The following is an 18,226-nucleotide window of genomic DNA, read 5'->3' on the forward strand; positions in this document are numbered from 1 at the left end:
TCGCGTACGAGGCCGTCGCGGCGGTGCACCGGGACGACGCGTACGCCAACCTGGTGCTCCCGTCGCTGCTGCGCGACACCGGGCTGACCGGCCGGGACGCGGCCTTCGCCACCGAGCTGACCTACGGCACGCTGCGCCACCTCGGCACCCTCGACGCGATCCTCACCGACGCGGCCGGGCGGGACGTGCAGCGCATCGACCCGCCGGTACGCGACGCGCTGCGGCTCGGGGCGTACCAGCTGCTGCACACCCGGGTGCCGGCGCACGCCGCGGTCTCCTCGACCGTCGACCTGGTCCGCGCGGTCGGCCCCGGCGCGACGGGCTTCGCCAACGCGGTGCTGCGCGAGGTCGCCGGGCGGGACGCGGACGCCTGGGTGGCCAAGCTCGCCCCGCCGATGGAGACCGACCCGATCGGGCACCTCGCGCTGGCGTACAGCCATCCGCAGTGGATCGTGCGGGCCTTCGCCGAGGCGCTCGGTGGCGACCTCGGCGAGACCGCCCGGCTGCTCATCGAGGACAACGAGCGCCCGCCGGTGCACCTGTGCGCCCGGCCCGGGCTGGCCGACCCGGTCGCGCTGGCCGACGAGGTCGGCGGGGCCCCGGGGGCCTTCTCCCCGTACGCCGTCTATCTCTCGGGCGGGGCGCCCGGCGACCTGCCGGCGCTGGCCGAGGGGCGGGCCCACGTGCAGGACGAGGGTTCCCAGTTGGTGGCCAACGCCCTGGCGGTGGCCCCGCTGGACGGCCCGGACGGGCGCTGGCTCGACCTGTGCGCCGGCCCGGGCGGCAAGTCCGGCCTGCTCGGCGCCCTCGCCGCGCAGCGGGACGCACGGCTGACCGCCGTCGAGGTCTCCGAGCACCGGGCGCGGCTGGTCGCCCAGGCCACCCGGGGCCTGCCGGTGAACGTGCTGAACACCGACGGCCGCACGGTCGGCGCCGACCCGAAGCTGCCCGAGGCGCACTTCGACCGGGTGCTGGTCGACGCTCCCTGCACCGGGCTGGGGTCGCTGCGCCGCCGGCCGGAGTCCCGCTGGCGGCGCGAGCCGTCGGACCTGCCGCCGCTGACCCGGTTGCAGCGGGAGCTGCTCGCCGCGGCGCTGCGGGCCGTCCGTCCGGGCGGCCTGGTCGCCTACGTGACGTGCTCCCCGCACACCGTGGAGACCCACGTGACGGTGACCGAGGCGGCCCGCCGCTCCGGGGTGCCCGTCGACTTCGTCGACGCCCGGCCGCTGCTGCCGGCGGGGATGCCCGGCCTCGGCGACGGGCCGACGGTGCAGCTGTGGCCGCACCGGCACGGCACCGACGCGATGTTCCTCGCGGTGCTGCGCCGCACCTGACAACGGACGTCCGACGGGCGGTCACCCTCGGGTGGCCGCCCCGTGCCGGTCGGTCCGGTGCCGGTCCGGGCGCTCAGGTGACCGGCAGGCCCTTCGTGCCGGCGCCCTTCATCGAGCGGGTCAGGTTGCGGTCGCTGACCCAGAGGAAGCACTGCACGCCCCGGTTGCCGTTGCGCCACTCCTGCTCGAGGGGGTGGTAGAAGATCGAGCCCGCCCGGTACTTCAGGTCGCCGTTGTTCGGCACCTTGACGTACTTCGCGATCAACGCACGGCAGGCCCGGTGCACCTTGAGGCTGTCCCGGGTGAAGGCGTCGTAGCTGGTGTCCGGGGCCCGCCAGACGCCGACGAACTCGGCGTGGTGCTTGCTGGTGCAGGCCACCGCCACCATCTCCCGCACCTCGTCGTCGCTCAGCTTGGGATTGAAGCAGCGGTGGGCGAGCGGGGCGGCGCCGGCCAGGGCGCCCTTCAGGCTTCCCGTCCGGGACTTCGCGCTCGCCTCGTCGAGGCTGGTCTGCTCGCTCAGGTCGCAGCGGAACCAGCGGGCGCCGCCGCCCCACGCCTGCGGCGACGGCAGCACGACGCTCAGCCCGAGCCGGCCGGAGCGCCAGTCCCCGCCGACCACCTCGTTGGCCTTCGTGTCGCACTCGGCCCGGGCGGCGCGCATGCCGGCCGAGCCGGCCGGCGGGGGCGTGGTGCGCTCGGTCGCCGCCCCGGTGAGCGTGCCGACGTGCACGGTCTCCACGCGGTGCGACTCGGCGCAGTCGACCGGGTTGTAGGCGGTGAGGTAGCCGACGTCCTGAATGTCCCGGTGGCAGACGCCGTTGGCGGGGACGAACGCCTGCGGTGCGGCGGGCGCCGGCCAGTCGTCGGTCAGGTCCCCGTCGGTGCCGGCCGGGGTGCCGCAGCCGGCGAGCGCCAGGGCCGCCACCGCGCCGGCCGCGGCCGCCGTCCACCACCGTCGCATCGCCCCGACCTCCCGCCGATCGTGGTCCGGGCGGCGCGAGGCGGCCGGACACGTCACGGTGCGGCAGCATACGGCACCGCGCTCAGATCGCGGGGAGTCCCCGCGGGACGGTGCCTCGCATCGAGCGGGTCGGCTTCCGGCCGTCGCTCCACAGGAAACACCGCACCCGTGGTCGCCCTCCTTCCGCTCCCGCTGGTACGGGGGATGGAAGATCGAGCCGCCCGGTACGGCAGGTCGCTGTCGTCGGGCACGCCGGCGACGGCGATGAGCGGTGGACGTGCCGGCGTGGACGGCCTCGGTCGGGTGGTCGCGGGAGCGGTCGACCATGCCGGGACGGTCGATCGTCACCACTGGTGACCGTCGGGTCGCCGGGCGTCCCGGTGGTGGCGCGCTGCGGGTGGCCGGTCGCCGCGTTCGTACACTGGCCCCGTGACCGTACCGCCGCCGATCGTCGCGCCCAGCATCCTCGCCGCCGATTTCGCCCGCCTCGCCGAAGAGGTCCGTGCCGTCGAGAACGCCGCGGACTGGTTGCACGTGGACGTCATGGACAACCACTTCGTGCCCAACCTGACCATCGGGCTGCCCGTGGTGCAGAGCCTGCGGGCCGCCACCGAGCTTCCCTTCGACGTGCACCTGATGATCGAGGACCCGCGCCGGTGGGCCCCCGGCTACGCCGACGCCGGGGCGTACAACGTCACGTTCCACGCCGAGGCGTGCGACGACCCGGTGGCGCTGGCCAAGGACCTCCGCTCGGCCGGCGCGAAGGCCGGGCTGGCGATCGACCGGGACACGCCGATCGAGCCGTACCTGGAGCTGCTGCCGAGCTTCGACACGCTGCTGATCATGACGATCAAGGCCGGCTTCGGCGGGCAGCGGTTCATCCCGCAACTGCTGGACAAGGTGCGCGCCGCCCGCCGGCACGTCGACAGCGGCCACCTCGAACTGCGCATCGAGGTCGACGGGGGGATCGCCGCCGACACCATCGAGCAGGCGGCCGAGGCCGGCGCGGACGCCTTCGTCGCCGGCACCGCCGTCTACGGCGCCGACGACCCCGCCGAGGCCGTCCGGAAGCTGCGGGCACTCGCGGAACGCGCCGCCCCCGGGGCCTGACGTGGAGCCCGCCGGCGACCGCAAGGACATCATCCTCGTCGTCGACGACGACGAGGACATCGCGCGCTTCGTCGAGTTCAACCTGCGGCTGCACGGCTTCGAGGTGATCCACGCCGGCGACGGGCAGGAGGCGCTCGAGGTGATCGAGCGCCAGCGTCCCGACCTGGCCGTGGTCGACCTGATGATGCCGCGCATCGACGGGCTGGAGCTGACCCGGCGGCTGCGGGCCGACCCGATGACCTCGGCGCTGCCGGTGATCATGCTGACCGCCAAGGGCATGACGGTGGACAAGGTGCACGGGCTCAGCGCCGGCGCCGACGACTACCTGGTCAAGCCCTTCGACACGGCGGAGCTGGTGGCCCGGGTCAGCTCGACGCTGCGGCGCAACAAGGAGTTCCGCGAGGTCTCCCCGCTGACCGGGCTGCCCGGCAACAGCCGGATCCGCCGGGAGATCTCCGACCGGGTCCGCAGCGGCGTCGACTACGCCGTCGGCTACATCGACATCGACCGGTTCAAGAGCGTCAACGACCGGTACGGCTTCGTGCGCGGCGACGACTTCATCTCGGCCCTGGCGCGCAGCCTGCACCGGGCGGTGGTCTCGGTGGGGCTGCCGCCGGCCTTCCTCGGCCACGTCGGCGGCGACGACTTCGTCATCGTCTGCACGCCGGAGCAGGTGCGTCCGCTCACCTCGCGGGTGTCCGCCGACTTCGAGAAGGCCGCCGACTCGCTCTACGACCCCGCCGACGCCGCCCGCGGCTACGTGGAGCTGAAGGACCGGCGGGGCAACATCCGGCGCGCGGCCCTGGTCACCCTCTCCATCGGCGTCTCCATCTCCGACGCCAACAAGCGGTTCACCAACCCCCTCGAGGCGATCGCGGTCGCCTCCGAGATGAAGACGGTGGCCAAGAGCCAGCCCGGCTCGTACGTGGCGGTGGACCGGCGACGCGGGGTGACGTGACCGCTTTATTCCCGCTGTGAAGTAGCTCGCCTCGGTGGCGCCACCCCCCGTCGGGCGTGTAAGACTGCCGGTGTACCCACCACGCGCTGGCGGGACTCGGTGTAATTCCGAACCGGCGGTGATCCACGGCGTGACCGTGGTAAGCCCGCGACCCGGTCGGCCTCGTGCCGCCCGGTGGACCTGGTGAGAATCCGGGGCCGACGGTTGGGGGCGGGAAACCGCGCCCAGACAGTCCGGATGGGAGACAGCGCGCGGGACGGACGGGCCCTGCCCGGCCGCTGACCTCAGCGTGCCGTGCGCGCCCCCCGGGTCGGCTCCGCCGTACCCGGACCTCCGCCGCCGCACGCCCGCGGCCCGTGCCGTTGCCTCCCGTGACCCGCCCGCGCGCCGACCGGTGAGTGAGAGGGCAGGGCAATGGGGGGCGTCTCCGTCGACGAGGCGATGCGTCGCGCGGTCGAACTCGCCGCGCGCGGTCTCGGCACGACCAGCCCCAACCCCGTGGTCGGCTGCGTGCTGCTGGACGCCGACGGCCAGGTCGTCGGCGAGGGGTTCCACGCCTACGCCGGCGGGCCGCACGCCGAGATCGTCGCGCTCGCCCAGGCGGGGGAGCGCGCCCGCGGCGGCACCGCCGTGGTCACCCTCGAACCCTGCGACCACACCGGCCGCACCGGTCCCTGCAGCACCGCGCTGGTCCAGGCCGGCGTCGCCCGGGTGGTCATCGCCGTGCCCGACCCCAACCCGGTCGCCTCCGGCGGGGCCGCCACGCTGCGCGCCGCCGGGGTCCAGGTGGACCTGGGGGTACGCGAGGCGGAGGCCGAGGCCGGCAACGTCGCCTGGCTCACCTCGATGCGCCGCGGCTGGCCGTACGTGATCTGGAAGTTCGCCGCCACGCTGGACGGCCGGTCGGCGGCGGCCGACGGCACCAGCATGTGGATCACCTCCGAGGCGGCCCGGATGGACGTGCACGCGCTGCGCGGCACCGTCGACGCGGTGATCGCCGGGGTGGGCACGGTGCTCACCGACGATCCCCGGCTCACCGCCCGCAACCTGCGCGACGGCACCCTCAGCATCCGGCAGCCGCTGCGGGTGGTGGTGGATTCGGCGGGGCGTACGCCGGTCGACGCCCGGGTCCGCGACGGCGCGGCCCGGACGTGGGTCGCCACCGCCGCGGAGGTCGGCGTCGGGCCCGACGGTCGGGTCGACCTGCCGGCGCTGCTCGCCGCGCTGCACGGGCGCGGGGTCCGGGCGGCGCTGCTGGAGGGGGGTCCCACGCTGGCCGGCGCCTTCCTCGCCGCCGGCCTGGTCGACAAGATCGTCGGCTACGTCGCGCCCCGGCTGCTCGGCGCCGGCCCGACCGCCCTGGTGGACGCCGGTGTGACCACCATCGCCGAGGCGATCGACCTGGAGTACGTCGACGTTACGCAGGTCGGACCCGACCTGCGGATCACCGCGCTGCCCCGGAAGAGGGAGGGCTGACATGTTCACCGGCATCGTCGAGGAGTTGGGTGAGGTCGTCCGGATCACTCCGACGGCGGGTGACTCGGCGCTGGTCGCGGTCCGCGGCCCGCTGGTCACCTCCGACGCCCGGCACGGCGACTCGATCGCGGTCAACGGCGTCTGTCTGACCGTGGTGGACGCCGCCGACGGGGTCTTCACGGCGGACGTGATGGGGGAGACGCTGCGCCGCTCCGCGCTGGGCGCGCTGCGGGCCGGCGACCCGGTCAACCTGGAGCGGGCCGCCGCGCTCGGTAGCCGCCTCGGCGGGCACCTGGTGCAGGGCCACGTCGACGGCGTCGGCGAGGTGCTCGCCCGGGAGCCGGCCGCGCAGTGGGAGACCGTCCGGTTCCGCCTGCCCGCCGCCCTGGCCCGGTACGTGGTGGAGAAGGGCTCGATCACCGTCGACGGCGTCTCGCTGACCGTGGCCGACGTCGGCGCGGACTGGTTCGCCGTCGGGCTGATCCCGACCACGCTGAAGCTGACCACCCTCGGCGCGCGGGGCGTCGGCGACCCGGTCAACCTCGAGGTGGACGTCCTCGCCAAGTACGTCGAGCGGCTGCTCGGCGCCCGGCTGGCCGACCCCGGCCGAACCGAGGCCGGCCCGACCGGCGGGCTCCCGGGCACGGGCGCCCCGGTCGCCGGCCTGCCGGGCGCCGCCGCGACGGGCGGGGTGGCCTGATGGGCCCGCTCGGGTGGCTGCTCGACGCGCAGCTGAGCATCGGCGGCTCGCCGGTGCTGGTCCGGGAGATCGTCGGCAACGGCTTCGGGCTGGCCTCGGCCCTGTTCGGCCTGCGCCGGGTGGTCTGGGCCTGGCCCGTCGGCATGATCGGCAACGCGCTGCTGTTCACCGTGTTCCTGGGCGGGGTCTTCGCCACGCCGCAGGCACACGACCTCTACGGGCAGGCCGGCCGGCAGGTCTTCTTCTTCGCGGTCAGCCTCTACGGCTGGTGGCGCTGGTCGCGCAACCGCCGCCACGGCGGCGGCGACGACCAGGCCGCCGTGGCGCCCCGCTGGGCGACCGGCCGGGAGCGGCTGGGCCTGCTGGCCGCCGCCGTCCTCGGCACCGCCGCGTTCTACCCGGTGCTCGCCGCGCTGGGCTCCTGGGGCCCGCTGCCGGACGCCTGGATCCTCACCGGCAGCCTGCTGGCGACCTACGGCATGGCCCGCGGCTGGGTGGACTTCTGGCTGGTCTGGATCGCCGTCGACGCCGTCGGCGTGCCGCTGCTGCTGCGCGGCGGCTTCTACCCCTCGGCGGCCATGTACCTCGTCTACGGCGCCTTCTGCGCCTGGGGCGTCGTCGCCTGGTGGCGCACCTCGCGGGTCGCCCGCCCGGCGCCCGCCCCGATCCCGCAGACCTATTCGGAGGCCGTGGCATGAGCGAGCGGAGCGAGCGAATCATCAGGCTCAGTGCGGTGGTGCCTCATGACGGCACGGAGCGAAGCGGAGTGCCGGCATGAGCGAGCGGAGCGAGCGAATGATCAGGCTCAGTGTGATGCGTCATGGCGGCGCGGAGCGAAGCGGAGTGCCGGCATGACCACCTTTGGGAGTATCGAGCAGGCGGTGGCGGACATCGCCGCCGGCCGGCCCGTCGTCGTGGTCGACGACGCCGACCGGGAGAACGAGGGCGACCTGATCTTCGCCGCCGAGTTGGCGACACCGGAGCTGCTCGCGTTCATGGTGCGGTGGACGTCCGGCTACATCTGCGTGCCGCTGACCGAGAGCGAGTGCGACCGGCTGGACCTCCCGCCGATGCACCACACCAACCAGGACCGGCGGGGCACCGCCTACACGGTGACCGTGGACGCCCGGGAGGGGGTCAGCACCGGCATCTCCGCCGCCGACCGGTCGCACACCATCCGGCTGCTCGCCGACCCCGGCACCGGCCCGACCGACCTGGCCCGCCCCGGGCACGTGGTGCCGCTGCGCGCCCGGGAGGGCGGCGTGCTGCGCCGGCCCGGGCACACCGAGGCCGCCGTCGACCTGACCCGGCTGGCCGGGCTGCGCCCCGCCGGCGTGCTCTGCGAGCTGGTCAACGACGACGGCACCATGATGCGGCTGCCGGACCTGGAGAAGTTCTGCGCCGAGCACGCGCTGACCCTGGTCACCATCGCCGACCTGGTCGCGTACCGGCGGCGCACCGAGAAGCAGGTCGAGCTGGTCGCCGAGGCCCGGATGCCGACCCGGCACGGGGTGTTCCGGGCGCTGGGCTACCGCAGCGAGCACGACTCGGCCGAGCACGTCGCCCTGGTCATGGGCGAGATCGGCGACGGGCGGGACGTGCTGGTGCGGGTGCACTCCGAGTGCCTCACCGGCGACGTGTTCGGCTCGGTGCGCTGCGACTGCGGCCCCCAGCTCGACGCGGCCCTGGACCGGGTCGCCGGGGAGGGGCGCGGCGTGGTGCTCTACGTGCGCGGCCACGAGGGGCGCGGCATCGGCCTGCTGCACAAGCTCCAGGCGTACCAGCTCCAGGACCAGGGCCGGGACACCGTGGACGCCAACCTCGACCTGGGCCTGCCGGCCGACGCCCGCGACTACGGCACCGGCGCGCAGGTCCTCTACGACATCGGGGTGCGCTCGATGCGGCTGCTCACCAACAACCCGGCCAAGCGGGCCGGCCTGGAGGGCTACGGGCTGACCGTCACCGGCCGCGAGGGGCTGCCGGTGCGGCCGCACCCGGAGAACGTGCGCTACCTGCGCACCAAGCGGGACCGGATGGGGCACCTGCTGGACGAGCTGGACGAGGTCACCGAGGCCCCGATGGGCCGGCCGGTACCCGGCGACGAGATCGGAGCGTAGACATGGCGGGTTTCGGGGAGCCGGGCGTGACGGCGGTGGACGCCGCCGGGATGACGGTCGGCGTGGTGGCCGCGCGGTGGCACGGCGAGCTGACCGACCACATGCTCGACCGGGCGGTCGCCGCCGCCGAGGCGTGCGGGGCCCGCGCGGTGACCGCCCGGGTGGCCGGCTCGGTCGAGCTGCCCGTGGTGGCCCAGGCCCTCGCGCGCCGCTGCGACGTGGTGGTCGCGCTCGGCGTGGTGGTCCGGGGCGCCACCGCCCACTTCGACTACGTCTGCCGTTCGGTGACCGACGGGCTGACCCGGGTCGCGCTGGACGAGGGCAAGCCGGTGGCGCACGGCGTCCTCACCGTGGACACGATCGAGCAGGCCCGGGACCGGGCCGGGCTGCCCGGCTCGGCGGAGGACAAGGGCTGGGCGGCCACGGTCGCCGCGCTCGACGCCGCCCTCGCCGTCCGGGGCATCACCACCAGCGGCCACCGGGTCGGCTTCGGCGGCTGACCCCCGCGTCCTTCCCGCCGGAGGGCGGGGCGTTGTGGGTGGTCGTGAGGGCGTCCCACCACGCTGGCAGGAATCGCGACACAGCCGCCGACGCCCGGCACGCGGCGTGAACCGGCGTCGCCGGCGGGCCGCCCCACCGGGACGGCCCGCCAGCGGACGGGCGCGTCGCCCGTCAGCGCCTCAGCGCTGCAGCCTCCGCAGGCGCACCGCGAAGGTGACCGACGCGAGCAGCGGCCACAGCATCCAGCCGTAGAGGCCGACGAGCCAGGCGGTGTCGAACACCGGCGACGGGACGACCAGCGCCAGCACGCTGCTGAAGCCGACAGCGGCGAGGACGATGCCGAGCCAGCACAGCCAGCGGGCCACGATCCGTCCCCGCAGGGCGGCGAGGGAGAACGCCCCCATCAGCAGCGACTGGGCCAGGACCGCGACCTCGCCCAGCATCTGCCCGAGGTGCGCGGCGGCGTACCAGGTCTGGACCGTGGCGTCGTCGAGCGCTTTCAGGTCGGGCAGCACCCAGAGCAGGGTGAAACCGGTGACGACGGTGTTGACCGTGGCCAGCAGGCCGCCGCCGAGCAGGGTGAGGCCGCCGAGCACCGAGTTCGGCGCCGCCTGCCGCACCAGCCCGGCCAGCGCCGAGGTGAGCACGAGCAGCGCGACGAGGGACAGGCCCCCGGCGAACGCGTTCAGTTGCAGGGTCGACGCGGCGCCCGCCGCCCAGTCCCGGATGGCGGCCGCGTCCGTGTTGCCCACCTCCGGCGACTGCGGCGTCCAGGTGCCGAACATCGACACGAACAGGGCGAGCGCGGCGCCGGCGGCGACGCCGAGCCCGGCCCGGGCGGGCGCCGTCGGTGCGACCGGCGCGACGTCGGCTCCGGCGATGGTGGTCGTGGACATGTGATCTCCAACGTGGTGAGGGTTCTTCCTGCCCGAAGACTCTGCGTCCGCCCGCGCCCCGGCCGGGACGGTCGGGCGTCCCCGTCACGCCCGGCCGACCGCACGCCGTGGAGGGGACGAACGTCCCGCGACAGCGGGACGCGACCGCGGCTACTGTCATCCGGCACGCCGAGAGCGAGGAGAGGTCAGTGGCCGTCAGGGGGCCGTCCCGGGTTGTCGCCGTCGCCGCGCTCGCTCTGTCGCTGGCCTGCTACGCCGCCACGGCCGTCGGCGCGGCCTTCGTGCCCGGGGTGACGCCGCCGACCGTGGCGGACCTCGTCTGGTTCACCGGTTTCCTGGCCTTCCCCCTGGTCGGCGCGGTGATCGCGGTGCACCGCCCGGCGAACGGCGTCGGCTGGCTCTTCCTCGCCGTCGGCGTGCTCCAGTTCGGCGCCGCCGTCCTGGACGGGCTCGGCCAGCATCTTCTGGCGACCTGTCCCACCTGCGCCACCGGCCCGGTGCTGGTGCTCGCGCAGAACACGCTGTTCGCCGTCGCCTGGGTCTGCGCCACCACGTACCCGCTGCTGCTCTTCCCGGACGGCCGTCCGCCGTCCCCCCGCTGGCGGTGGATCCTCCCGGCCACCACGGCGACGCTGGTCGTGCTGGTCGCCTCGGTCGTCGTCACCCCGGGCCGGGTCGCGGCGGACGACCCGGCGGTCAACCCGTTCGGCGTACCCGCGCTGGCGGGGCTCGCGCCGCTGACCACCACCGTGACGCTGTTCGCGCTGCTGGCCCTGACGGTGGCCGCGATGGCGTCGTTCGTCGTCCGCTGGCGCCGGGCGGGCGGCCCGGACCGGCGGCGCCTCGCCTGGCTGGCGCTCGCCGCCCTGGTCTTCATCGGCACGACCCTGGTCGGCCTGCTCACCGACCAGTGGACGCCGCCGTGGGTGGGCGCCCTGCTGGAGGGCGTGGGCATCGCGGCGCTTCCGCTGGCCACCGGGATGGCCATCCTCCGCGCCGACCTGTTCGACATCGCGGCGGTGCTCGACCGCTCGATCACCTACGCGGCCCTGTCCGCCGTCGTCGTCGTCACCTATCTGGGCTCCCTCGCCGCATCGTCCGCGCTGCTCGCCCCCGACCGGAGCCGGGGCGCGTCGCTGGTGGCCACGGCCGCGGTCGCCGTCTCGCTCAACCCGGTCAAGGACCGCCTGCTGCGGGGCGTCGACCGGCTGCTCTTCGGCGACCGGGACCGGCCCTACGAGGTCGTCACCGGCCTCGCCGAGCGGCTGTCGCGGACCGTGGCGCTGGAGGAGCTGCTGCACACGGTGACCGAGACGCTGACGAGCATGCTGCGCGTGCCGTACGCCCGGGTGGTCACCGGCGAGATGGTCGACCCGCCGGCGGACGCGTACCCGTTCCCGTTGGTCAGCAACGGCCGGCAGGAGGGCACCCTGCTGGTCGGGCGGCGCGGCGGCAGCGCCCCCTTCGAGCCCCGCGAGCTGGACCTGCTCGCCGACCTCGCCGGCCAGATCGCCATGGCCGTCCGGGCCGCCCGGCTGGAGGAGGACCTGCGGGAGTCGCGGGAGCGCATCGTGCGGGCTCGGGAGGAGGAGCGGCGCCGGGTGCGGCGGGACCTGCACGACGGGCTCGGACCCCTGCTCGCGGCGGCCAGCCTCCAGATCGACGTGCTCGCCGAACGGGTCGCCGACGATCCCCGGGCACACCCGCTGGCGACGAAGATCAAGGGCGTGATCAGCCAGTCCGTCTCCGACGTGCGGGAGGTCGTGCACGGGCTGCGGCCGCCGTCTCTCGACGATCTCGGCCTGCCGGGCGTGGTCCGCGAGCACGCCGCCGCGCTGCGCGCCGCCGGGCTGGACGTCGAGGTGGACTGCCGGGAGGACCTGCGCCTCACCAGTGCGGCCGTGGAGGTCGCCGCGTACCGCATCGTCACCGAGGCGATGACCAACGTCGTACGGCACGCCCGCGCCAGCCGGTGCCGGGTCGCCATGAGCCTGGAGGATGGCCGGCTGCGGCTGGAGGTCACCGACGACGGGTGCGGGCTGCTCGTGCCACACCGGGACGGCGTCGGCCTGTCCTCGATGCGGGAACGAGCCGACGAGCTGGGCGGCACGGTCACCGTCGGCCCTCGGCCCGGCGGGGGCACGAGGGTCCGCGCCGAACTGCCGGTGCCCGCCGCGGCGGGAAGGAGCTGACGATGCCGGATCCGGTGCGGGTGCTGCTGGTGGACGACCACCCCATCTTCCTGGACGGACTGCGTACGGCGCTCGACGGCGTACCCGAGATCGAGATCGTCGGCACCGCCACCGACGGCGAGGCGGCCCTCGTCGCGGCCGAACGGCTGCGGCCGGACGTCGTGCTGATGGACCTCGCCATGCCGGGCATCGGCGGCGTCGAGGCCACCCGGCGGATCACGGCCCGGGGCGATGTCGCCGTGCTCGTGCTGACCATGCACGCCGACGACGACTCGGTGTACGCCGCCATTCGCGCCGGTGCCGCCGGGTACCTGCTCAAGGGTGCCGCGCGCGGCGACGTGACGCGGGCCGTGTCCGCCGTCGCGGCCGGTGAGGCGGTTTTCGGCACCGAGATCGCCCAGCGGGTCCTGCGCCACTTCGCCGAGGGGCCCCGGTCGCCGCAGAACCGGCCGTTTCCCGAACTCACCCCGCGGGAGGTGCAGATCCTCGACCTGGTGGCCCAGGGGCTCGGCAACCAGGCGATCGCCCGCAAGCTGTCCGTCGCGCCGAAGACGGTCCGCAACAGCGTGTCGACCATCCTCGGCAAGCTGCACGCCGTCGACCGCAGCGAGGCGGTCGCCCGCGCCCGGGCGGCCGGGCTGGGACGGCCGCCAGCGCCGCCGGCGAAATGAGGCGCGACCCGCCCGGCGTGTTCGCCGGGCGGGCCTGCGACAATGGCACGTCGTGAAGACGTTCGAGGAGTTGTTCGCCGAGCTGCAGGCCAAGGCCGCCGCCGGCACCCCTGGCTCGGGCACGGTCGCCGCGCTCGAGAAGGGCGTGCACTTCATCGGCAAGAAGGTCGTCGAGGAGGCGGCCGAGTCGTGGATGGCCGCCGAGCACGAGGGGCCGGAGCGGACCGCCGAGGAGATCTCCCAGCTGCTCTACCAGGTCCAGGTGCTGATGCTCGCCAGCGGCCTCGACCTCAAGGACGTCTACCGACATTTGTGAGTGCGCCCCGCCGTTGATCAGATCCGATCGAAGGAGCACTCCGTCATGCTGCGTGTCGCCGTACCCAACAAGGGCACCCTGGCCGAGAAGGCCGCCCAGATGCTGCGCGAGGCGGGCTACCGCCAGCGCACCGACCCCAAGGACCTCGTCTGCCGGGACGAGCCCAACGACATCGAGTTCTTCTACCTGCGGCCCAAGGACATCGCCACCTACGTCGGCTCCGGGGACCTCGACGTCGGGATCACCGGCCGCGACCTGCTGATCGACTCCGGCGCGCCGGCCGAGGAGGTGGTGGACCTCGACTTCGGCCGGGCCACCTTCCGCTTCGCCGCCCGCCCCGAGGACGTCGACGACGTACGAGAGCTGGGCGGGCACCGGATCGCCACCGCGTACCCGGGGCTGGTCGAGCGGCACCTGGCCGAGCTGGGGGTGAAGGCGGACGTGATCCGCCTGGACGGGGCCGTGGAGAACGCCATCCGGCTCGGCGTCGCCGACGTGGTCGCCGACGTGGTGGAGACCGGCACCACACTGCGCCAGGCCGGGCTGGTGGTCTTCGGCGAGCCGCTGCTGCGCTCCTCGGCGGTGCTCGTCCGCCGCACCGGCGCGCCGGCGCACCCGCAGTCGGAGCAGCTGCTGCGCCGCCTGCACGGCGTCCTGGTGGCCCGCCGCTACGTGATGCTCGCGTACGACGTGCCGGCCGGCCTGCTGGACCGGGCCAGCTCGCTGACCCCGGGCATCGAGTCGCCGACCGTCTCCCCGCTGCACCGCGAGGGCTGGGTGGCCGTGCAGGCGATGGTGCTCAGCGACGACGTGCACCGGATCATGGACGAGCTCTACGAGATCGGCGCCCGCGCGATCCTCGTCACCAACATCCACGCCTGCCGGCTGTGAGCGGCCGACCCGCGGCGGCGGGCATCCCGGCCCGGCCGGTGCCGCGCGTCCTGCCGCCGTGGGCGGCCATGGTGGTGGTCACCCTCGCCGGGTTCGCCTCGGCGGCGCAGGGCGTGGCCAACGCCGAGTTGGGCGAGCGGGCCGGCAACGCCACCCTGGGCGCGGTGGTCAACAACCTCGGCGGGACGCTGCTGATCGGCGTCGGGGTGCTGGCCCTGCCCTCGGCCCGCGCCGGCCTGGTCGCGCTGCGCCGGGCCCGGCTGCCCTGGTGGGCGTACCTGGGCGGGCTCGGCGGGGCGGCCATCGTGCTGCTCGGCGCGTACATCGTCCCGGTGCTCGGGGTGGCGGTCTTCACCATCGCGCAGGTGGCCGGCGGCAGTCTCGGCGGGCTGGCCGTGGACCGGGCGGGGCTGGCGCCGGTCGGGCGGCTGGCGCTCACCCCGGCGCGGGTGGCCGGCGCCCTGCTGGGCGTGGCCGCCGTGGCGCTGGCCCAGCTCGGCCGGCCCGTCGGCGACCTCGCCCTCGGGCTGGTGCTGCTGGCCGTGGCCGGCGGGGTGGCCGTCGCGCTCCAGTCCGCGCTGAACGCGCGGGTCTCCGCCGCCGGCTCGGCCGCCGCCGGGGTCGCGGTCAACTTCGCCACCGCCACGCCGGTGGTGCTGCTCGTCGCGGCGCTGGCTGGAGTCCTGGCCGGCCCGGCCCCGACCTGGCCGGACGCCTGGTACCTCTACACGGGCGGACTGCTCGGCGTGGTCATCGTGGCGAGCCTGGTGGTCGGGGTGCCCGCGATCGGGGTGCTGCGTACCGGCCTGGCGCTGGTCGCCGGGCAACTGGGCGGCGCCCTGCTGCTGGACGCGCTGGTGCCGGGCGGGCCGGGCGTGCGGCTGCCGGTGCTCGCCGGCGCGCTGCTGACCCTGTTGGCCGCGTTGATCGCCGGTCGGGGCTCCGCCCGGTCGCGTACCCGCGCCGCGGTGCCGTCCGCCCGTGTGGCGGCGGACGAGCGGCCCGGAGCGGGTGGCAAACTGGTGGGGTGAGTGAAACCGAGACGATCCGCCTCCGCCCGCGCCGTATCCGGGTGGTCTGCTGGGCCTCGGCGGCCGTGCTCCTCGTGGTGTTCAGCCTGGTGGCCACCTCGCTGACCGGTGCGACCGGCAACGGCTACGGCAGCTTCCAGCGGGGCGACCAGATCGCGATGGTCGGTCTCGGCGTGTTCGGCGCCCTCGGCTTCCTGCTCTTCACCCGGCCCCGGGTGGTGGCGGACGGGCGCGGTGTGCGCGTGCGCAACGTCCTCGGCTCGTACGAGCTGCCGTGGGAGGTCGTCCGCGGGGTCCGCTTCGACCGGGGCGCGCCCTGGGCGAGCCTGGAGCTGCACGACGACGACCTCCTGCCGATGGTCGCCCTGCAGGCCGCCGACAAGGAGCTGGCCGTCGAGGGGGTCCGCGCGCTGCGCCGGCTGCACCAGGCGCACCAGGCCCGCCTCGCCGAGGGCGCGTCCGGCCGCTGAGCCGCCTCGCCGAGGGCGCGACCGGCCGCCGCGCCGGCGAGGCCGGTGGCCCGGCCCGGCCCCCGGGGTGCCCGGTTTGGGGGCGCTCGGGCGAGGGTGTAGTGTTGTCGAGTCGACCAGGCTGTCTCCGCGTGCGAGCAGGTCGCCCGTGACCGGACAGCCATGAAAGAGGAGCGCCTGCTCCCACCCGAGTCGCCGCCACGGTGGCCGGGTCCGGTCACCGGTTCCGGGCACGTCCCGGTGCCGGATGCGCGATCATGTGATTGTGCCGACCGGTCGAGCGGGCCCTGGCATGCGCCGGGGCCTTCTGCTTTCCGGTCGGCTCCCACCCGGGAGCCGCGGGGTCGGCCACGCAGGAGACTTTGACTCGAGGAGGCCCCATCAGCGTCGAACCACGCGTGAACGAGCAGATCCGGGCACGTGAGGTCCGACTGGTCGGCCCCGAGGGTGAGCAGGTGGGCATCGTCCCGCTGGAGCGCGCCCTTCAGCTGGCCGCGGACGTAGACCTGGACCTGGTCGAGGTTGCGCCGATGGCGCGCCCTCCGGTGTGCAAGCTCATGGACTTCGGCAAGTTCAAGTACGAGAGCGCACTGAAGGCGCGCGAAGCGCGGCGTAACCAGCAGCAGACCGTCATCAAGGAGATGAAGCTCCGGCCGAAGATCGACCCGCACGACTACGAGACCAAGAAGGGTCACGTGGTGCGGTTCCTCAAGGCCGGCGACAAGGTCAAGGTGACGATCATGTTCCGCGGTCGCGAGCAGAGCCGCCCGGAGCTGGGCTACCGGCTCCTGCGCCGGCTCGAGTCGGAGATCTCGGAGCTGGGGTACGTCGAGGCCGCGCCGAAGCAGGACGGCCGAAACATGATCATGGTGCTTGCGCCGCACCGCGCCACGAAGGCCGCCGCGGTCGCCGCGACGGCCGCCCGGGGCGGGCCGCGGGAGCGGGAAGCCGAGGGCGCCGCCCCGGCCGGCGAGACCGCAGCGGCCGGTGACACCGGCACAGTCGCCGAAACCAGCGGCGAGTAACAGGGGAGAGACGTTCCACATGCCGAAGATGAAGAGCCACACGGGGATGGGCAAGCGGGTCAAGGTGACCGGCAAGGGCAAGATCGTTGCCCAGCAGGCCGGCCTCCGGCACAACCTGGAGAAGAAGCCCTCCACCCAGACCCGTCGGCTGACCGGCACCGTCGTGCTGGCCAAGGCCGATGTCAAGCGCATCAAGAAGCTGCTCGGCCGCTGACGCGCGCCACCTGACGTAAGAAGGAGTTGAGATGGCACGCGTCAAGCGGGCTGTGAACGCCCAGAAGAAGCGCCGTACCCTGCTGGAGACCGCGAGCGGCTACCGCGGTCAGCGCTCCCGCCTCTACCGCAAGGCCAAGGAGCAGGTGCTGCACTCGATGCAGTACGCCTACCGGGACCGTCGCGACCGCAAGGGCGACTTCCGGCAGCTGTGGATCCAGCGGATCAACGCGGGCGCCCGCGCCAACGGGATGACCTACAACCGCCTGATCCAGGGCCTGCGCCTGGCCGGCATCGAGGTCGACCGCAAGATCCTGGCCGACCTGGCCGTCAACGACGCCGCCGCGTTCGCGGCGATCGTCGAGCTGGCCCGGGCCGCGGTCACGGCCGAGGGCACCGGCGGCGCGGCGGCCCAGGCCGCCTGATCCCCGCGCACCAGCAGATCGAGGCGTCTCCCATGCAGTCACCATCGCGCGGGGGACGCCTCGACGCTGTCTCCGGCCCCTTCACCCCGCGTACCCCCAGGGTGGTCGCCGCCCGCCGGCTCCAGCGCCGCCGGGACCGCGAGGCCACCGGCCGGTTCCTCGCCGAGGGGCCGCAGGCGGTCCGCGAGGCCCTGGCCTGCCCGGGGGTGGTCACCGAACTCTTCGGTACGCCCGCCGCCCTGGACCGGCACGCCGACCTGGCCGCCGACGCCGCCCGCGCCGACGTTCCGGTCTCCGAGGTGACCGACGAGGCCCTGGCCGCCCTCGCCGAGACCGTCGCCCCGCAGGGCCTGGTCGCCGTCTGCCGGCACCTCGACGTGCCCCTGGAGCGGGCCCTGGCCGGCGGGCCCCGCCTCGTCGCGGTGCTCGCCGAGATCCGCGACCCGGGCAACGCCGGCACCGTGCTGCGCACCGCCGACGCCGCCGGGGCCGGCGCGGTCGTCTTCGCCGGCGACGCCGTCGACCCGTACAACGGCAAGTGCGTCCGGGCCTCGGCCGGCAGCCTCTTCCACGTCGACCTGGTCCGCGCGCCCGACCCGCTGGACGTGGTCGCCGCGCTGCGCGCCGCCGGCCTCGCCGTGCTCGCCACCACCGGCTACGGCGAGGACGACCTCGACGACCTCGCCGACGCCGGCCGGCTCGCCGCCCCCACCGCCTGGCTGTTCGGCTCCGAGGCGCACGGCCTGCCGGAGGCGCTCACCGCCGCCGCCGACGCCCGCGTCCGGGTGCCGCTGCACGGGCGCGCCGAGAGCCTGAACCTGGCTGCGGCCGCCGCCGTCTGCCTGTACGCTTCAGCGAGAGCGCAGCGGTGACCGGGCACCGGTCCCGCGAGGCACCCAGCAGAGGAGAGCATTCGCCCGTGAACGCGCCACGGCG

Annotated in this window: 20 protein-coding genes; 18 read left to right on the plus strand and 2 right to left on the minus strand. The window is 74.8% G+C overall.

The annotated features are described in order from the left end of the window. Positions 1–1,334: transcription antitermination factor NusB (locus AB0L34_RS19025; RefSeq protein ID WP_363705676.1), on the plus strand; the 1,334-nt coding region annotated here is incomplete at its 5' end. Positions 1,335–1,407: 73 nt separating this feature from the next. Here AB0L34_RS19025 and AB0L34_RS19030 read toward each other — a convergent pair. Continuing rightward, the gene (locus AB0L34_RS19030) at positions 1,408–2,298 is read right to left on the minus strand and encodes a septum formation family protein (RefSeq protein ID WP_363705677.1); all 891 of its coding nucleotides are present in this window, start codon (positions 2,296–2,298) and stop codon (positions 1,408–1,410) included. A 429-nt stretch (positions 2,299–2,727) separates the two neighbouring features. Between AB0L34_RS19030 and rpe the strand changes: the two genes are divergently transcribed. The 7 genes from rpe (at position 2,728) to ribH (ending at position 9,159) form a co-directional block, all read left to right on the plus strand. Continuing rightward, positions 2,728–3,408: a ribulose-phosphate 3-epimerase gene (gene rpe / locus AB0L34_RS19035; RefSeq protein ID WP_363705678.1), complete on the plus strand. Its 681-nt coding sequence runs from the start codon at positions 2,728–2,730 to the stop codon at positions 3,406–3,408. A 1-nt stretch (position 3,409) separates the two neighbouring features. Beyond that, entirely contained in the window at positions 3,410–4,366 is a 957-nt protein-coding gene (locus tag AB0L34_RS19040; protein WP_357457682.1) for a response regulator, read from the plus strand. A 414-nt stretch (positions 4,367–4,780) separates the two neighbouring features. Next, positions 4,781–5,842, plus strand: coding sequence for a bifunctional diaminohydroxyphosphoribosylaminopyrimidine deaminase/5-amino-6-(5-phosphoribosylamino)uracil reductase RibD (gene ribD, locus AB0L34_RS19045; RefSeq protein WP_363705679.1), 1,062 nt, complete (start codon positions 4,781–4,783; stop codon positions 5,840–5,842). A gap of 1 nt (position 5,843) precedes the next feature. Beyond that, positions 5,844–6,542: a riboflavin synthase gene (locus tag AB0L34_RS19050; RefSeq protein WP_363705680.1), complete on the plus strand. Its 699-nt coding sequence runs from the start codon at positions 5,844–5,846 to the stop codon at positions 6,540–6,542. Continuing rightward, positions 6,542–7,240 carry a nicotinamide riboside transporter PnuC gene (pnuC, locus tag AB0L34_RS19055; protein WP_363705681.1) on the plus strand — a complete coding sequence of 233 codons (699 nt, stop codon included), beginning with the start codon at positions 6,542–6,544 and terminating at the stop codon, positions 7,238–7,240. The genes AB0L34_RS19050 and pnuC overlap by 1 nt, the downstream gene beginning before the upstream one ends. Before the next feature lie 153 nt (positions 7,241–7,393). Beyond that, positions 7,394–8,659 carry a bifunctional 3,4-dihydroxy-2-butanone-4-phosphate synthase/GTP cyclohydrolase II gene (locus tag AB0L34_RS19060; RefSeq protein ID WP_350708917.1) on the plus strand — a complete coding sequence of 422 codons (1,266 nt, stop codon included), beginning with the start codon at positions 7,394–7,396 and terminating at the stop codon, positions 8,657–8,659. A gap of 2 nt (positions 8,660–8,661) precedes the next feature. After that, entirely contained in the window at positions 8,662–9,159 is a 498-nt protein-coding gene (gene ribH / locus AB0L34_RS19065) for a 6,7-dimethyl-8-ribityllumazine synthase (protein ID WP_363705682.1), read from the plus strand. Positions 9,160–9,339: 180 nt separating this feature from the next. On the opposite strand, the gene AB0L34_RS19070 is transcribed toward ribH, so the two are convergent. Next, on the minus strand, positions 9,340–10,056 hold the full coding sequence (locus tag AB0L34_RS19070) for a hypothetical protein (RefSeq protein WP_363705683.1): 717 nt from the start codon (positions 10,054–10,056) through the stop codon (positions 9,340–9,342). A gap of 188 nt (positions 10,057–10,244) precedes the next feature. Here AB0L34_RS19070 and AB0L34_RS19075 point away from each other — a divergent pair, with 188 nt between their 5' ends. The 10 genes from AB0L34_RS19075 (at position 10,245) to AB0L34_RS19120 (ending at position 18,162) form a co-directional block, all read left to right on the plus strand. Continuing rightward, on the plus strand, positions 10,245–12,248 hold the full coding sequence (locus AB0L34_RS19075) for a GAF domain-containing sensor histidine kinase (protein WP_357457694.1): 2,004 nt from the start codon (positions 10,245–10,247) through the stop codon (positions 12,246–12,248). 2 nt (positions 12,249–12,250) lie between these two features. Continuing rightward, a complete protein-coding gene (locus tag AB0L34_RS19080) occupies positions 12,251–12,919 on the plus strand; it encodes a response regulator transcription factor (RefSeq protein WP_363705684.1) in 669 nt (222 codons plus the stop codon). Positions 12,920–12,971: 52 nt separating this feature from the next. Continuing rightward, on the plus strand, positions 12,972–13,235 hold the full coding sequence (locus AB0L34_RS19085; protein ID WP_088947482.1) for a phosphoribosyl-ATP diphosphatase: 264 nt from the start codon (positions 12,972–12,974) through the stop codon (positions 13,233–13,235). A 45-nt stretch (positions 13,236–13,280) separates the two neighbouring features. Further along, a complete protein-coding gene (gene hisG, locus AB0L34_RS19090; RefSeq protein ID WP_363705685.1) occupies positions 13,281–14,126 on the plus strand; it encodes an ATP phosphoribosyltransferase in 846 nt (281 codons plus the stop codon). Then, positions 14,123–15,157, plus strand: coding sequence for a DMT family transporter (locus AB0L34_RS19095; protein WP_363705686.1), 1,035 nt, complete (start codon positions 14,123–14,125; stop codon positions 15,155–15,157). The genes hisG and AB0L34_RS19095 overlap by 4 nt, the downstream gene beginning before the upstream one ends. After that, positions 15,154–15,627: a PH domain-containing protein gene (locus tag AB0L34_RS19100; protein ID WP_363705687.1), complete on the plus strand. Its 474-nt coding sequence runs from the start codon at positions 15,154–15,156 to the stop codon at positions 15,625–15,627. The genes AB0L34_RS19095 and AB0L34_RS19100 overlap by 4 nt, the downstream gene beginning before the upstream one ends. 398 nt (positions 15,628–16,025) lie before the next feature. Continuing rightward, the gene (gene infC / locus AB0L34_RS19105) at positions 16,026–16,652 is read left to right on the plus strand and encodes a translation initiation factor IF-3 (RefSeq protein WP_357457708.1); all 627 of its coding nucleotides are present in this window, start codon (positions 16,026–16,028) and stop codon (positions 16,650–16,652) included. Between the two features lie 19 nt (positions 16,653–16,671). Next, positions 16,672–16,866, plus strand: a complete 195-nt coding sequence (gene rpmI, locus AB0L34_RS19110) for a 50S ribosomal protein L35 (protein WP_007458415.1) — start codon at positions 16,672–16,674, stop codon at positions 16,864–16,866. A 31-nt stretch (positions 16,867–16,897) separates the two neighbouring features. Continuing rightward, positions 16,898–17,290, plus strand: coding sequence for a 50S ribosomal protein L20 (gene rplT / locus AB0L34_RS19115; protein ID WP_184184750.1), 393 nt, complete (start codon positions 16,898–16,900; stop codon positions 17,288–17,290). A 32-nt stretch (positions 17,291–17,322) separates the two neighbouring features. Beyond that, a complete protein-coding gene (locus AB0L34_RS19120; protein WP_363705688.1) occupies positions 17,323–18,162 on the plus strand; it encodes an RNA methyltransferase in 840 nt (279 codons plus the stop codon). Positions 18,163–18,226 lie beyond the last annotated feature (64 nt).

Origin of the sequence: Micromonospora sp. NPDC052213 (assembly GCF_040679695.1) — a bacterium.
In the GTDB taxonomy this organism is placed as follows: Bacteria; Actinomycetota; Actinomycetes; order Mycobacteriales; family Micromonosporaceae; genus Micromonospora.